The organism is Streptomyces sp. RPA4-2, assembly GCF_012273515.2.
Taxonomy (GTDB): domain Bacteria; phylum Actinomycetota; class Actinomycetes; order Streptomycetales; family Streptomycetaceae; genus Streptomyces; species Streptomyces kaempferi.
The window spans coordinates 4,225,973-4,241,000 of the sequence record NZ_CP050975.2 but is presented as its reverse complement, the minus strand read 5'-3'; the positions used below and the strand labels follow the sequence as shown (position 1 = coordinate 4,241,000).

12 protein-coding genes and 1 pseudogene are annotated in these 15,028 nt (G+C 73.3%); 6 read left to right on the top strand and 7 right to left on the bottom strand.

All coding sequences use genetic code 11. The annotated features are described in order from the left end of the window. Window positions 1-409: 409 nt before the first annotated feature. Together HEP85_RS18395 and HEP85_RS18390 are read left to right on the top strand one after the other, a co-directional pair. Window positions 410-604, top strand: a complete 195-nt coding sequence (locus tag HEP85_RS18395) for a hypothetical protein (RefSeq protein ID WP_168528709.1) — start codon at window positions 410-412, stop codon at window positions 602-604. Window positions 605-690: 86 nt separating this feature from the next. After that, entirely contained in the window at window positions 691-2,229 is a 1,539-nt protein-coding gene (locus tag HEP85_RS18390) for a glycosyltransferase family 87 protein (RefSeq protein WP_248001982.1), read from the top strand. On the opposite strand, the gene HEP85_RS18385 is transcribed toward HEP85_RS18390, so the two are convergent. Together HEP85_RS18385 and HEP85_RS18380 are read right to left on the bottom strand one after the other, a co-directional pair. Then, window positions 2,187-3,830 carry a DNA repair helicase XPB gene (locus HEP85_RS18385; RefSeq protein WP_168528708.1) on the bottom strand — a complete coding sequence of 548 codons (1,644 nt, stop codon included), beginning with the start codon at window positions 3,828-3,830 and terminating at the stop codon, window positions 2,187-2,189. The two genes, HEP85_RS18390 and HEP85_RS18385, sit on opposite strands and share 43 nt — an antisense overlap. A gap of 57 nt (window positions 3,831-3,887) precedes the next feature. Continuing rightward, a pseudogene (locus tag HEP85_RS18380) lies at window positions 3,888-6,504 on the bottom strand (helicase-associated domain-containing protein). Between the two features lie 432 nt (window positions 6,505-6,936). On the opposite strand from HEP85_RS18380, the gene HEP85_RS18375 reads away from it, so the two are divergent. Further along, window positions 6,937-8,037, top strand: a complete 1,101-nt coding sequence (locus tag HEP85_RS18375; protein WP_168528707.1) for a hypothetical protein — start codon at window positions 6,937-6,939, stop codon at window positions 8,035-8,037. 57 nt (window positions 8,038-8,094) lie between these two features. After that, window positions 8,095-8,736 carry an HAD family hydrolase gene (locus tag HEP85_RS18370; protein WP_168528706.1) on the top strand — a complete coding sequence of 214 codons (642 nt, stop codon included), beginning with the start codon at window positions 8,095-8,097 and terminating at the stop codon, window positions 8,734-8,736. Here HEP85_RS18370 and HEP85_RS18365 read toward each other — a convergent pair. Next, window positions 8,712-8,978: a hypothetical protein gene (locus HEP85_RS18365; protein ID WP_329526730.1), complete on the bottom strand. Its 267-nt coding sequence runs from the start codon at window positions 8,976-8,978 to the stop codon at window positions 8,712-8,714. The two genes, HEP85_RS18370 and HEP85_RS18365, sit on opposite strands and share 25 nt — an antisense overlap. Window positions 8,979-9,196: 218 nt before the next feature. On the opposite strand from HEP85_RS18365, the gene HEP85_RS18360 reads away from it, so the two are divergent. Next, window positions 9,197-9,580, top strand: coding sequence for a cold-shock protein (locus HEP85_RS18360; protein ID WP_153289949.1), 384 nt, complete (start codon window positions 9,197-9,199; stop codon window positions 9,578-9,580). Window positions 9,581-9,619: 39 nt separating this feature from the next. Here the strand turns inward: HEP85_RS18360 and HEP85_RS18355 are convergent, their stop codons facing one another. From HEP85_RS18355 to HEP85_RS18340, 4 genes are read right to left on the bottom strand one after another with little or no spacing between them, the layout of a single operon-like run. Further along, window positions 9,620-10,480 (bottom strand): 1,4-dihydroxy-6-naphthoate synthase, encoded by an 861-nt coding sequence (locus tag HEP85_RS18355; RefSeq protein WP_168528704.1) that lies wholly within the window; start codon window positions 10,478-10,480, stop codon window positions 9,620-9,622. Next, window positions 10,470-11,210: a futalosine hydrolase gene (locus HEP85_RS18350; protein WP_168528703.1), complete on the bottom strand. Its 741-nt coding sequence runs from the start codon at window positions 11,208-11,210 to the stop codon at window positions 10,470-10,472. Before HEP85_RS18350 ends, HEP85_RS18355 begins: the two co-directional genes overlap by 11 nt. Before the next feature lie 26 nt (window positions 11,211-11,236). Next, entirely contained in the window at window positions 11,237-11,722 is a 486-nt protein-coding gene (locus HEP85_RS18345) for a DUF2771 domain-containing protein (RefSeq protein WP_168528702.1), read from the bottom strand. Window positions 11,723-11,781: 59 nt separating this feature from the next. After that, entirely contained in the window at window positions 11,782-13,206 is a 1,425-nt protein-coding gene (locus tag HEP85_RS18340) for an MFS transporter (RefSeq protein WP_211118018.1), read from the bottom strand. A gap of 454 nt (window positions 13,207-13,660) precedes the next feature. Between HEP85_RS18340 and HEP85_RS18335 the strand changes: the two genes are divergently transcribed. Further along, window positions 13,661-14,587, top strand: coding sequence for a DUF3027 domain-containing protein (locus HEP85_RS18335; RefSeq protein WP_168528700.1), 927 nt, complete (start codon window positions 13,661-13,663; stop codon window positions 14,585-14,587). Window positions 14,588-15,028: the final 441 nt, after the last annotated feature.

Sequence of the window (15,028 nt, the reverse complement as noted above, 5' to 3'; positions counted from 1 at the left end):
CCATGGTAAGCGCGGTCGGTGGGGTCGGCGTGGTCGGCGTGGGGGTCGGCGGGCGGGGTGGACACGGGGTTGCCTCCGGAGACCTGCGGCGTGACTGGATCCTGGATGTTCCTGGGGTAAGCCGGTTTCCGTCCGGGCGGCGGCACTCCGTCGAGGGAGGCGGGCAAGAGCGGAGATTCTAGGTCAGGGGGCGAGCACGGGCCAACCGGTTTTCGTGGTGCCGAAGTGGCGCGGGTTCCACGTCGGCGGCGGTGCGGGTCCGCGGGTGTCAGGGTCGCGGACCCCGGATCCCTAGGGGTCGCCGTCCGTCGTGAGACGGACACGCGGAGGCCCGCGGGTGTACGAGGGGGCACCGAGGTTCGGTCCATGGACCGACGCCATATGGGGCGGAGGCTCCCATGATGGATACATGAGCGCAGCCACTTTCACCCCAGGTCCAGCCCAGCACGGTCCCGCCGCCCGCGGCGCGACCGCCTTCTCCGCCGGCCACCACCGCCATCTCCTCGGCGACGCCCTGCGCGCCGTCAAGGTCTTCGCGGGCGCGGCCCTCGACGTGGTCGTCCTCGGCGAGTACGGCGAGGAGGCGGGCGTACGGCACCACTGAGCCGCGGCCACCGCCGCGGTCGTACGCCCCGCCCACCGCGGTGAGCCGTACGCCGGAGCGAAGTGCCACGGCACTAGGGTCACTCCGTGCTTCAGCGGAACGTGATCACTCGCTCACCCACCGGAGCCGTCGGCCGCCCGCTCGCGACCGCCGCCGCGGCAGCCCTGCTCGCCGTCTCCCTCGCCGCCTTCGCCGCGCTGTGCGTCCGCCAGCGCGCTCCCATGGCCGACGCGCTCGTCTACCGGGCCGAGGGCGCGGCCGTCGCGCACGGCACGGATCTCTACGGGTTCACCGTCACCGAGTGGCGGCTGCCCGCCACGTACCCGCCCTTCGCGGCGCTCCTGTTCGTACCGGCCGCCTGGCTCGCTCCGCCCGCCCTGAAAGTGGCCTTCGTCCTCGGGAACGCGGTCCTGCTGGCCGTGCTCGTACGGCTCTCCTGCCGTCTCGCGGGCCTGGCCGCCCGGCTCCCCGCGGTCTGTGCCGCCACCGCGCTCACCCTGTGGCTCGAACCCGTCTTCCAGAGCGTTCTTTTCGGCCAGATCAATCTCGCCCTCGTCTGTCTGGTCCTGTGGGACCTGACCCGGCCGCCCGGCGCCCCCGGTAAGGGTGTCGCGGTCGGGATCGCGGCCGGCGTAAAACTGACGCCCGTCGCGTTCATCGCGTACCTGCTGTTCACGGGCCGCCGGCGGGAGGCGGGCACGGCCGCGGGCACCTTCGCCGGGACCGTGCTGCTGGGCGCGTTCGTGCTGCCCGCGGCGAGTGTGGACTTCTGGACGCGACGGCTCTATGAGACCGGCCGCGTCGGCAAGCCGTGGATCGTCGACAACCAGTCGCTCCAGGGGCTGATCGCCCGCGCGCTGGGAGAGCCGTCCCCAGGCCCGGCCTGGGCCCTGCCGGCCGCCGTCGTCGGCTGTGCGGGCCTCTGGCTGTCCTGCACCCGCACCGCCGCCGTCCCCGCCGCCGTCCCCACCACCGCCTTCGCCGCCGCGGCGAAGAGCCCGCCCGCTGGGAAGATCCCGTACGCGGCCCGGGCCCGGCACCCGGACGAGGCTCCGTACCCGGAGGAGGCCCTTCACCCCGAGAAGGCCCCGCACGTCTCAGAGGCCTCGCACGTCTCCATGACCACCCCCGCGCCGAGGGCGACGCACGCGCCGGGGACGACGTACGCGCCGGAGGTCGCCTACGCGCCGGAGGTCACCTGTGCGTCACGGACCACCTACGCGTCGAAGACCACGTACGCCCCGGACCGCGCCCTCGCGTACGCCGGGCGGGCGGTCCCGCACGCCGGACGGTCCGCCCCGGCCGCCGGTCCGCACCCCGACCGCTGGGGTGTGCTCGGCACCGCGTTCACGGCCCTGCTCGTCTCACCCATCAGCTGGTCGCACCACTGGGTGTGGTGCGTGCCGCTGATCGCCGTGCTGTACGCCGGACACGGACCCCGTCCGGCCGCCGCCGTCGCCGCGGTCTTCACGGCCCGCACCCTCTGGCTGATCCCGCACCAGGGCGACCTGGACCTCCGGCTCCCCTGGTGGCAGCAGCCGCTGGCGTCCCCGTACCCGCTGCTGGGGCTGCTGGTGCTGGCTCAGCTGTCGGTCAGCAGCTCGTCCGCGTCCAGGATCCGGTAGGCGTACCCCTGCTCCGCCAGGAACCGCTGCCGGTGGGCGGCGAAGTCCTGGTCGATGGTGTCGCGGGCGACGACCGAGTAGAAGTGGGCCTGGTGGCCGTCGGCCTTCGGACGTAGCACCCGTCCCAGCCGCTGGGCCTCCTCCTGGCGCGAGCCGAAGGTGCCCGACACCTGGATGGCGACGGTCGCCTCCGGCAGGTCGATGGAGAAGTTGGCGACCTTCGACACCACGAGCACGCTGATCTCGCCCTCACGGAACGCGTCGAACAGTTTCTCGCGCTGCGCGTTGCTCGTCTCGCCCTTGATGACCGGCGCGTCCAGATGCTCGCCCAGCTCGTCGAGCTGGTCGATGTACTGGCCGATCACCAGGATCTGCTGCCCGGCGAACTTCCGTACCAGCGCCTCCGTCACCTTCCGCTTGGTCGCGGTCGTCGCGCAGAAGCGGTACTTCTCCTCCGCCTCCGCGGTGGCGTACGCGAGCCGCTCGGAGTCGGTCAGATTGACCCGTACCTCCACACAGTCCGCGGGCGCGATGTATCCCTGCGCCTCGATCTCCTTCCACGGAGCGTCGAACCGCTTGGGTCCGATGAGCGAGAAGACGTCCGACTCGCGCCCGTCCTCACGGACCAGGGTGGCGGTCAGGCCCAGCCGCCGCCGCGCCTGCAGATCGGCGGTGAACTTGAAGACCGGCGCGGGCAGCAGGTGCACCTCGTCGTAGACGATCAGACCCCAGTCGCGGGAGTCGAAGAGTTCGAGGTGCGGATAGACGCCCTTCCGCTTCGTCGTCAGCACCTGGTACGTCGCGATGGTGACCGGCCGGATCTCCTTGCGCGTCCCGCTGTACTCGCCGATCTCGTCCTCGGTCAGCGAGGTCCGCTTCACCAGCTCGTGCTTCCACTGCCGGGCGGAGACGGTGTTGGTGACGAGGATGAGGGTGGTGGCCTTGGCCTGCGCCATGGCCCCGGCGCCGACGAGCGTCTTGCCGGCGCCGCAGGGCAGCACCACGACCCCGGACCCGCCGTGCCAGAAGTTCTCCACGGCCTGCTTCTGGTAGGGCCGCAGCGCCCACCCGTCCTCGGCCAGGTCGATGGCGTGCGCCTCACCGTCCACGTACCCGGCGAGGTCCTCGGCCGGCCAGCCCAGCTTCAGCAGCGTCTGCTTGATCTGCCCGCGCTCGGAGGGGTGCACGGCCACGGTGTCGGGGTCGATCCGGGCGCCGACCAGCGGCGCGATCCGCTTCGACCGCAGCACCTCTTCGAGCACGGGCCGGTCGGTGCTGGTCAGGACGAGTCCGTGCGCCGGGTGCTTGCTCAGCGTGAGCCGGCCGTAGCGGTCCATCGTCTCGGCGATGTCGACGAGCAGCGCGTGCGGCACCGGGTAGCGGCTGAACTCGACGAGGGCGTCGACGACCTGTTCGGCGTCGTGACCCGCGGCCCGCGCGTTCCACAGCCCGAGCGGCGTCACCCGGTAGGTGTGGATGTGCTCGGGCGCCCGCTCCAGCTCCGCGAACGGCGCGATGACCCGGCGACAGGCGTCTGCCTGCTCGTGGTCGACCTCCAGGAGCAGGGTCTTGTCGGACTGGACGATGAGGGGACCGTTCACGTACGTACCTATCCCTTCCGCACGGCCAAACCTCAAGTGTGCCTTACGAACGGGTGATCACTGCTGGTCGTCCGCCAGTTCCGCCACCCCCGTGACGCGGTGCAGCGGATAGGTGCGGACCTCGTCGGCCGTGTGGTCGTACGCCGTCACGAAGCCGCCCTCGACGCGGATCGGGGCGATCACGCGCTGGCTGGCTGCGCCCTCGGCGTTGACGTACCCGATCCACACGGTCCCGCCGGTCATGACGGCGGCCTGCATGGTGGCGAGGGTCTCCGCGGAGCTGGTGCGGGGCAGCTCACCGGTGCCCGGCAGATCGGCCTGGGCGCCCTTGCGCGGGCTAGTGGAGGCCAGGTCACCCGCGCGGATGGCGCGGATCGCGGCGCCCAGGAGGGTGGCGTCGGGCACCGGCGGGCCGTCCGGGACGGGCTCGGGGGCGGAACGCGGCGGAGTGCGGTGGGCGTGCGCGCGGGTGATCAGCACGTCCCCCTCGGCGGACTCGGCGGCCGGCGCGAACCCCATGGAACGCAGACCCTCCAGGAGGGCGGCCGGGTCGGCCTGCGCGGCGAGCACGGTGGGCGCGAGGCGTCTGAGCCGCAGCCCCTGGGAGCGCTTGTCGGCGAGGATCTCGTTCAGCAGGGCGTCGTCGTCGCAGCGGACGTACGCCGACGCCGCGCCGATCCGCAGATGGCCGTGCCTGCGGGCCACGTCGTCGATCAGATAGGTGAGCGGCTGCGGGATCGGGGTGCGGGAGTGCGCCGTGAGGAAAGCGTGCAGGTCGGAGGCCGAACGGCCGGCGTCCAGGGCCCGCCGTACCGACCCCGGGGTGAAACGGTAGACCGTCGCCCCGCCCTTCGACTCGACGTCCGCGAGCACACCGAGGGTGTCGGCCAGGGGGCGTTCCAGGGGGCCGGGCGCGACAGCGGTCAGGTCGGCCTGGAGGAGGACGTGGTCCAGGGGCTCGGGGAGCAGCGGCCCGAGGATCCGGGCGGCCTGTGCGGCGGCGGCGGCCCGTTCGGCCGGGGTCCGGGGGAGGGGCGCGGCCAAGCTCGGCGGCGGCGCGGTGGTGTCTGTGCACGGGAAGCCTGGCCCCTGCCCCGGCGCCTCTTCCGGCACTCGCGCCCACGGATCCGGACCCGGACGCGGTGTCGTGGGCCGGAGCCGGCGGCAACCCCAGCAGGGCCCGTCCCTGCGCCGACAGCGCGCCTCGGCCGGTGACCCCCAGCAGCTCCGCCTCGGACAGGGTCCAGCGGGCCAGCCGGCCGCGCAGGTCGTCGCCGGCGGCGGTCCGGGGACCGCGCGGGGGACGCTCCCAGTGGAGCCGGGCGACGACGGAGTCCGGGACGGGGGAGGAGCCCTCCGGGAGACCGGCGAGGAGGGCGAGGACACGGTGGCGGACCTCGGGGGCCGCGGAGCGGTCCAGACCCGGCCCCAGCGCCGACAACGTACGGTCCTTCGCGTCCCGCCCGCCGATCAGGCCCGCCGTGCGGGTCGCGGCCAGCCACGCCGAGGCGAGGAGGGCCCAGCGTTCACCGGAGGGCAGCTCCAGCCACTCGTCGTAACCGGGCGTCGCCGCGTACCGTTCGTCGGCCTCGCCGTCCGTGGCCAGCAGCCCGGCCGCGTAGGCCAGCTCGACCCAGAACGCGGCCACCGGTTCCGACACGTCCAGGGCGACCGCCGTCCGCTTCAGGTCCCGCACGCTCAGACCGCCGGCGCGCAGCACGGAGGGCCCGCCCTCGTGCCAGTCCTTGAGCAGTTCCTCGACGGTGGCGAGGGCGGTGTAGGCCTGGCCGGCCGCGGTCGTGTCCACCATCTGCGGACGGTGCGTCCGGGCCTGTTCGAGGGCCGGCGCCACCGGGTCCGTCTCCCGGTGCGCGCGGCCCGCCCGCAGATGCAGGGCCACCTCACGGGGCAGCACGACCGTGCCGGGCGCCGTCGGCAGCAGCAGCGCGCGGTCGATCAACCAGCGCAGATGACGCGCCGGATCGGCCGTCACCTGGCCGTACGGCGGCCCCCACACCAGCCGGGACAGCACCTCCAGCGACTCGGCGGGCGCCGTGTCGAGCAGCGCCGGCATCCGCCTCCGGTCGGTGAACAGGGTGGTCAGCGAGGCCACCGCGGAGACGGAGTCGTGGGTGGTCGGCAGACCGCAGGCGGCCACGATCTCCTGGATACGGCCCGGGGACATGCCCGCCGTGGCCTCGGCGACCGTCGGGCCGAGGCCGGTGGGGGAGGGGTGCTGGGGGCCCGGGGCGAGCAGTTCGCGCGCCGTGCGCACCAGCCGGAGACGGTCGTCGGTGCCCCAGACGAGGGCCTGTTCGCGCAGGGTGGCGAGCGCGTGCGGGAACGCCGCCGTGACCGCCGGGTCGCGGTCGTCGCCCGCCATCAGGCCCATCAGTTCGTCGTGCGTCGCCGGGTCCGACGCCACCGCCAGGGCCTCCGCCGTCTGCAGGGCGAACCGGTCGAGGCGCTCCAGGGCCCTGACGACCGAGGCGCGGGTGCCGGCGCGGGTGGCGAGCTGCGTCAGGTCGGTCGGGACGGGGGTGATGAGATCCGGCCGGATGCGAAGGAGGGCCGACAGGGAGGTGTCGTCCCTCGTGCGGAGGGCTTCCGCCAGTGAGCGCGGCGGGGTGCCCGCCGGGGCGGGGTCCGGGTCGCGCTGCTCCTCTGTCCTCATCCGCTCAACGGTAGTGGTTCCGCGCCCCCGCCGCCCCTACCCTCCCCCAAGCTCTCGGCTTCGCTCGAGCAGGGGGGACCCCCATCGTCCGTCCTGGGGCTCCGCCCCGGACCCCGCCAGGGGCTGCCGCCCCTGGACCCCCGCATCGCCCGAAGGGCTCGTCCTCAAACGCCGGACGGGCTGGATATGCGGGCCCGCGCCGGATAGTTCCGGGTGGCCTGGAGATGCGGGGCCGCGCCGGGCGGACTGGAGGTGTCGGTCCGCGTTGGATGGTTCCGGCCGGGGGTATGTCCTTCAGCCCGTCCGGCGTTTGAGGACAAGGCCCTTGAGGCCGGAGCGGGGGTCCGGGGGCGGCAGCCCCCGGGAGCGGGCCCCGACGCGGTACCGTCGTGGCCACGGGGTATTCAACGCACGCGCCCCGGAGGGGACTTCGTGGGGATTGAGAGCGACCAGCTCGTATTCGACTATCTGAGCCGCGTCGGCGACCTGGCCCAGCAGCGCCAGCTGCCCTCGGCCACCCGTATGCGACTCGTCTCGGAGCTGCGCAACGAGATCGACCGCCGCCGGTCGAAGGCTCCCGTCGACAACCCGGCCGCCGTCCGCCGCATCCTCTCCCGCCTGGGCACACCGGACGAGATCGTCACGTCGGCCCGTCAGGGCGCGTCCGAGCCGGGCGCGGACACCCGGGCCGCCGTGCCCACCCAGCGCGCCGGTGAGCCGGAGGCCCGCCCCAAGGGTCTGCGCAGGGTCGTCCCGAGGCCGCGGCGCACCTCCGACGAGGACGGTCTTGAGGCCGCCACCGGCGACCACCTCTCGCCGCCTCATCACGCCGGCTCCTACGAACCGGGCGAGGCCTCCGCCCCGGCGGACTGGTGGCGGGTGGACGGCGACCCGTTCGAACTCGGGGACGGCGTGCCGGGTTTCGTCGGCGGTGTGGAGATCCCCGGACTGCTCAGACCACCGCCCAGGCCCCGGAAGGCCGATCCCGGCATCGATGCCGATGCGGATGCCGGCGTCGAAGCGGACGCCGATTCCGGTGAAGAGGCGGCCCCCGCACCGAAACCGGCCACATCGTGGCGCCGGTGGAGGGCACGGGCGAAACCGGTGCCGGCGACGAGTGGGCCCAAGGCCGAGAAGGCCGTCCCCGGCATCGAGGACGAGGGCCGCACGCCCCGGGTGCGGTTCCCCCGCCCGCGTACGTGGAGCAACCCCCTGCTCCTGCTCGCCGCCGTCCTCCTCGTCGCGGGTGCCGCCCTCGGCAACTGGTTCGCGCTCGGGCTCGGCTGGCTCATCGCCTACGCGTCCCGCCGTCTGAGCCCGCACGAGTCGAAGTGGGCCGTCCTCGGCATGCCGGGCCTGGTGGCCGCGGCCGGCATCGTGTGGCTGTGGGGCCGTACTGACGGCCGCTGGGGCGAGCCGATCGCCGAGGGCCACATGGACGAGGCGCTCGCGGACACCTGGCCGTGGGTGGTGCGCGGTGCGGCGGTCGCCTCGGCCCTGTACCTGGTGTGGCGCTCCCAGCGCCGCCGCTGAAGGACCCCGGACCCCAGCCCGGACCACCCCGTGCCCGGCCTGGGCACAATGGTCCATATGCATATCGCACCGATGCCCTCGCGCGGGCTGACCGTCGGCTTCGACCTCGACATGACCCTGATCGACTCCCGCCCCGGCATCCACGCCTGCTACCAGGCGCTCTCGGCACGCACGGACACGTACATCGACTGCGACCTCGTCGTCACCCGGCTCGGGCCGCCGCTGGAGGAGGAGCTCGTCAACTGGTTCCCGGCGGAGCGGGTCCCGGCCGTCGCCGACCTCTACCGCGAGCTGTATCCCGCCTACGCCATCACCGGCACGCTCGCCATGCCGGGTGCCCACGAGGCCGTCGAGGCGGTGCGGGCGGCGGGCGGCCGTGCCGTCGTCGTCACGGCGAAGTGGGAGCCCAACGCCAAACTGCACCTCAAGCACCTGGGGATCGGCGCGGACGCGGTCGTCGGCGACCTGTGGGCCGAGCGGAAGGCGGAGGCCCTGCGCGAGCACGGCGCGAGCGTGTACGTCGGTGACCACACCGGCGACGTCCGCGGCGCGCGCACCGCGGACGCGTACTCCGTCGCCGTGGCCACCGGGCCGTGCGACGCGGCGGAGCTGCGCGCGGCGGGCGCGGACGTCGTCCTCACCGACCTGACGCAGTTCCCGGCGTGGCTGGGCGGCTACCGCGGGGCCGCGCCCGCCTGAACCGCGCGGGCCCGGCGGCGGCCGGCCGCGACCGACCGGAGCACCCCGGCTCCGGCGATCAGAAAACCGACACCCATGAGCATGCTCAAGCCGAACATGTAGGTCGGAAAGGGTTTGGTGTCGAGAAGCAGTGGGGTCACGGTGACGAGTGTGGCCACGGCACCGGCAAAGAACACGAGAGCACCGGCGCGGATCAGCCGGTCACCCGGTTCTGCGGAATTCGGTTGGGTTTTGTCACGCACCGGACCAGGGTAGTTCCCAGCGCGAAGGAACAGTCAGGCGACGTCTTGTCAGTGGCCCCCGGACCATTAGCCTTGGTACCGGCGGGTCGGACGGCCCGCCGCAGTGCTGTCCGGAGCGGTTTCCCGATGGTTGCCCGAAGTTGCCGGAGCAACTTCCGACGTAAGTGCCCGAGCAGTTTTCAGAGCGGTTCCCGACGAGTACGAGGACGAGGACAGACGTGCCTACCGGCCAGGTCAAGTGGTTCAACAGTGAGAAGGGCTTCGGCTTTCTCTCCCGCGACGACGGCGGCGACGTCTTCGTCCACTCCTCGGTCCTGCCCGCCGGAGTCGATGCTCTCAAGCCGGGCCAGCGTGTGGAGTTCGGCGTCGTCGCCGGCCAGCGCGGCGACCAGGCGCTCTCGGTGACCATCCTGGACCCCACCCCCTCCGTCGCGGCCGCCCAGCGCCGCAAGCCGGACGAACTGGCCTCCATCGTGCAGGACCTGACGACCCTCCTCGAGAACATCACACCGATGCTGGAGAGGGGCCGTTACCCGGAGAAGACCTCCGGGAAGAAGATCGCGGGCCTGCTGCGGGCGGTCGCCGACCAACTCGACGTGTAGCCCCGGCCACGGGAAGCTCCCGGCGGTTCGAATACCGGGCTACGGGAATCGCAGCGCGTCCGGGCCGAGGGGCGGCACCAGTCCCTCGGCCGCGGCGCGCGTGAGCAGGCCGCGGACCGCCGCGTAGCCGTCCTCGCCGAGGTCGGCGGTGAACTCGTTGACGTACAGGCCGATGTGCTGGTCGGCGACGGCGGGGTCCATCTCCTGGGCGTGCGCGAGGACGTACGGGCGGGAGGCCTCGGGGTCGTCCCAGGCGGCACGGACCGAGGCGCGGGTCGCGGCGGCGAGTTCGGTCAGGCGCTCCTGTCCCAGCGAGCGTCTGGCGATGATCGCGCCGAGCGGGATGGGCAGCCCGGTCGTCAGCTCCCAGTGCTCTCCCAGGTCGGCGAGCTTGTGCAGCCCGTAGTTCTGGTACGTGAAACGGGCTTCGTGGATGACGAGTCCGGCGTCCACCTTCCCGTCCCGCACGGCGGGCATGATCTCGTGGAACGGCATCACGACGATCTCGCCCACGCCGCCCGGTACCGTGTCCGCCGCCCACAGACGGAAGAGCAGGTACGCCGTCGACGTCTCGCTGGGCACGGCGACCGTACGGCCCGCCAGGTCGGCCCCCGGCTCCCGGGTCAGCACCAGCGGGCCGCAGCCCCGGCCCAGCGCGCCGCCGCAGGGCAGCAGCGCGTACTCGTCGAGGACGTACGGCAGCACGGCGTACGACACCTTCAGTACGTCGGACTCGCCGCGCTCGGCCATGCCGTTGGTGATGTCGATGTCCGCGAACGTCACGTCGAGGGCGGGCGCGCCGGGGACGCGGCCGTGGGCCCAGGCGTCGAAGACGAAGGTGTCGTTCGGGCAGGGCGAGTACGCGATCCGCAGGGGCTCGGGCAGTTTCTCAGGGCTCATGTGGGTTCCAACTCTCCAGGACGGGCGCGAGCTTCCCGAAACCCTCGGTGAGGGCCGCGAGAGCCTCGCCGATGCGCCAGGCGGCGCGGTCGCGCGGGCCGACGGCGTTCGACACCGCGCGCAGCTCCAGCACGGGCACGCCGTGGGCGGCGGCGGCCTCGCCCACGCCGAAGCCCTCCATGGCCTCGGCGAGGGCGCGGGGGTGGCGGGCGCGCAGTGCGGCGGTGCGTTCGGCGGTGCCGGTCATGGTGGACACGGTCAGTACGGTCCCGGCGCGCGCGCCGGTGACGGCCACGAGCTCCCGTACGAGTGCTTCGGGCGGACGGTGAGTGACGGTGCCGAAGCCGAGTTCCGTCACCGGGAGGAACCCGTCCGGGGTCTCGGCGCCCAGGTCCGCGGCGGTGATCTCGTCGGCGAGGACGAGGGATCCGACGGGCGCGTCCGGCTGGAAACCGCCGCCGATGCCGGTGGAGACGACCAGGTCGTAGGGGGCGCCTTCGAGAGCGCCCGCGGTGAGCGCGGCAGCGACGGAGGCGGCGGCGAGGGCGGGGCCGACACCCGCGGCCAGCAGATCGAGGGTCGGCCCGGCGGCGGGCGCGGCGCCGGGCGGCGGGACGGCGGAGGCGGGGCGCAGCCGGTGCAGGGTCACCCCGGGGAGCCGCACCTCATGGTGCGGGCCCGTGAACGCCCCGGCCACCGCGTCCCGTTCGACCGGAACCGCGGTGGCCACCAGCACCTTCGGCCCTGCGGCAGCGATCAGGCGTCCTTCTTGAGCTTGAACGACCACAGTCCGGTCACCGTCTTGTCGCCCTCCTTGATGGAGACGAGCGTGGAGTTGCCGCTGGCTCCGTACTGGGCGTTGAAGAACACGCTTCCCGGAATCGTCCGGTAGGTCTTCTTGCTGGAGTCGGTCAGCGGCTGACCGTTCATCAGGATCGTCCAGCCGTTGTCCGCGATCTTCGGGTCCACGCCGAACCGCACGGTGTCGTCGGGGTCGACCTTGATGGACTTGATGTCCTTGGCCTTGAGGCACTTGGCCAGGTCCGCGCTGCTCACCGCCTTGCCGTCGTTGTAGCAGTCGGTCTCGGAACTCACCGAGCTCTTGCCGACCGTGATCGTGGCCAGCGGCGTCGGCTTGTCACAGGCGGACAGGACGAGAAGTCCGGCGGAAACGGCGCCGAGAGCGGCAACGGCGCGACGGTGATGTCCATTGGCGGCTCTGCCGCGGGGCAGGGAGGTCATGGGCGAAGGCTATCGGGCACGTCCACCGCTCTCCCCACGTGGGGTACGGCGTGCCGCAGTCATGCCACGCGTGGCCGCGCCGTGCCTCCGTGCCGGGCCGCGCCGATCAGCCCCCGGACGGTGGTGAGCCACCCGACGGCGACGATCGCGGCGGCCACGGCGAGGCCCAGCGTGCCGTTGAGGGGCAGCACGATGCCGATCGCGCCGCCGAACACCCAGGCCACCTGCAGCAGCGTCTCGGAGCGCGCGAAGGCGGAGGTCCGTACGAGTTCGGGCACGTCCCGCTGGATCAGCGCGTCCAGGGACAGCTTGGCGAGCGCCTGCGAGAACCCGGCGACCGCCGTGAGGCAGGCCACCAGGACGGCCCCGAAGAAGAGGGCGGCGGTGATCGCGGCGCCCAGCACGCACGCCACGACGGTCACGATGATGATCTCGGGGGCGCGGGATTTCAGCCAGGCCCCGACCGCGGTGCCGAGCGCGTTGCCCGCGCCGGCCGACACGCCGACGATCCCGAGCGAGACGGCCGCGCTCTCGCCGGTGAGCGGGTGCTCGCGCAGCAGGAAGGCGAGGAAGAAGATCAGGAAGCCGGAGAGGCAGCGCAGGGCGGCGTTGGCGGCGAGGGCGTGGGTGACCGCCGTACCGACGGTGCGCAGCCCGGGACGCGGTGTCCTCTCCCGTCGCGGCCCGCGCACGTGCTCCTCGTCCGCGGCCAGCAGCGCCCGGTCCTCGCCCTTGGCCGAGTCGACCTTCGGCGGCAGGGTGAACGACAGGAACGTCCCCGCGACGAAGATCGCGAAGGCGCCGTAGAGCGGATAGCGCGGACCGAGGGCCTGCAGTCCCGCTCCGACGGGCGCGGCGACGCCGGTGGCGAGCAGTCCGCCCAGGGTGACCCGCGAATTGGCCTTCACCAGGGAGAAGCCGGGCGGGAGCAGCCGGGGCACGACGGCGCTGCGCACCACTCCGTACGCCTTGGACGCGACGAGCACCCCCAGCGCGGCGGGATACAGCTCCAGGCTGCCGCTGGCGACCGCGCCCGACAGCAGCAGGGCGAGCATCGCCCGGGCGAGCATCGCGCCGGCCATCGCGGCCCGGCGGCCGTGCGGCAGGCGGTCCAGGAGCGGGCCGATCACCGGGGCGAGGAGGGTGAAGGGCGCCATGGTGATGGCGAGGTAGAGGGCGACGCGGCCGCGGGCCTCGTCGGTGGGCACGGAGAAGAAGACGGTGGAGGCGAGGGCGATGGTGATCATGACGTCGCCGGCGCCGTTGACCGCGTGCAGTTCGATCAGTTTGCCGAGGCCGGACTCACCCGCCCCGTGCGCGTGCGTCGCCTTGCGGATTCCGCGGGCCGTGCCGGTGAACGGGAAGTGCAGGGCACGGCCGACCGCGCGGACGGACCCGCTCATCCGGCCCGGCCCGCCCCTTCGGATGCTCCCCTTGGTGCCACCGATTCCGGCGGTTCCCTGGGACGACCTCGCGGCTGCCACTCCGCAATAGTGCCCCGAGAAGGGCGTGGGTAGTGCGGTTACCACGCGTATAGGGGCCGAGTGGGGCCGGTGCGGGCCCGTGCCGGTCCGCCGTGAAGGGGCCGTGGGCGTTTTTCGGCCGACCGGGAGCGACGCGGCGGGGCCCCTTCCGGTCCGGCCGAGAAGGGGCGGACGGTGGGAAAACGCCGCCTCGTGGCGACGAAGAACACCGGCTCGGAGTGCGGAAGCGCCCCGCCGGTGTGGGCCCAGGGCTCAGGAGAAGGTAGCGTGCGTAACGCGCCTGCGGCGGTTGTTCTCGGCCGCGCGCCTCTCGGTCATCCCGCAGAATGGATGACGTAGGTGCGCCCGAGCGCGATCGGGCGCGGACGTCGACGCGGCCCACCGGTCCGCTCCGTCCGCACCGCCGCCGAGGAAGGGCGCACCCGTGAGACGGCGTAGGAGAGAAGCGATACCTGTGAGCGCAGCGACCACGCGAAGCCGCACCCCCGACCGTCTGTGCGCCGAGGCCGTCGACCTCGCGCGCACCGCCGCCGAGGAGGCAGCCGCCCCCGGCGTCGTCGGTGAACATGTGGGGGTGGTCTCCGAGGGGGACCGTGTCGTCACGCACTACTTCGAGTGCAAGGAGTTCGGCTACCGGGGCTGGCGCTGGGCGGTGACGGTCGCCCGTGCCTCCCGGGCGAAGATCGTCACCCTGGACGAGACGGTGCTGCTGCCCGGCTCGGACGCCCTTCTCGCGCCCGAGTGGGTGCCGTGGAGCGAGCGGCTGCGGCCCGGTGACATGGGCCCCGGTGACCTGCTGCCCACGGACGCCGAGGACCTGCGGCTCGAGCCCGGTTTCTCCGGTGAGGACGAGCCCGCGCCGAACTCCGCCGTCTCGCAGGACATGGCCGAGCTGGTGGAGGCGGAGGACGCGGAGGTGACGGCGGGCGTTCCCGCGCACCTTCCGTTCGCGCCGCGCCGCGGTTCGATCGCGGCGGTGGCGGAGGAGCTCGGACTGCGCCGGGCGCGGGTGCTCTCGCGGTACGGGCTGCATGTCGCGGCCGACCGGTGGGAGGAGTCGTACGGGCCCAAGACGGCGATGGCGCAGGCGGCGCCCGCGTCGTGCGTCAGCTGCGGCTTCCTGAACCCGATCGGGGGCTCGCTCGGACAGGCGTTCGGTGTCTGTGCGAATGAGTTCTCGCCGGCGGACGGGCGGGTCGTGGCGCTCTCGTACGGGTGCGGGGGGCACTCCGAGGCCGCGGTCATGCCGGCGCCGCCGCGGCCGGCGCCGCCGGTGATCGACGAGACCCGGGTCGATCCCTTCCCGCTCCGGCCCTCGCCGGATTCCGGTTCGGTCTCGATCACCCCGGACGAGCCGTCGTCCGAACTGGGCCACTCGTGACCCCGGTGTCCCGTCTCCGGGGGCTGCCGCCCCCGGACCCCCGCTTCGGCCTGAACGGCCTCGTCCTCGAACGCCGGACGGGCTGAACAACACCGCCCGCCGAGGCGCGCTTCCGAGGTGCCCTGGGCGCGGGCAACTCCCCACGGCCCGGCAGGCAAGGCACATGGTGCGGGCCGTGGGCGTGGCGGCGTGGCCCGGTGTGAGGCGCGTTCTGGCAGGGGCTTTGAAGGGGCGCGGGGAACTGCGCGCTCAGCCCCCACGGCCCGGCAGGCAAGGCACATGCCGCAGCGAGCCGGATCCCGCGCACGCCCCGCAGGGCAACGCAGGGCAACGCGGGGCCCCCGTGACCAGGACCGGCCGGAGCCCCCCTCCCCGCACGGTACCTTCGTGCGGCGACCGAGCCCAGCGCTCGCGATCGCGTGAAGCCAGAGGGAGAGTGAA

Coding starts and splice junctions, on each gene's coding strand:
- HEP85_RS18395 (WP_168528709.1), top strand. CDS start 410: ATGAGCGCAGCCACTTTCACCCCAGGTCCAGCCCAGCACGGTCCCGCC.
- HEP85_RS18370 (WP_168528706.1), top strand. CDS start 8,095: ATGCATATCGCACCGATGCCCTCGCGCGGGCTGACCGTCGGCTTCGAC.
- HEP85_RS18355 (WP_168528704.1), bottom strand. CDS start 10,480: ATGAGCCCTGAGAAACTGCCCGAGCCCCTGCGGATCGCGTACTCGCCC.
- HEP85_RS18345 (WP_168528702.1), bottom strand. CDS start 11,722: ATGACCTCCCTGCCCCGCGGCAGAGCCGCCAATGGACATCACCGTCGC.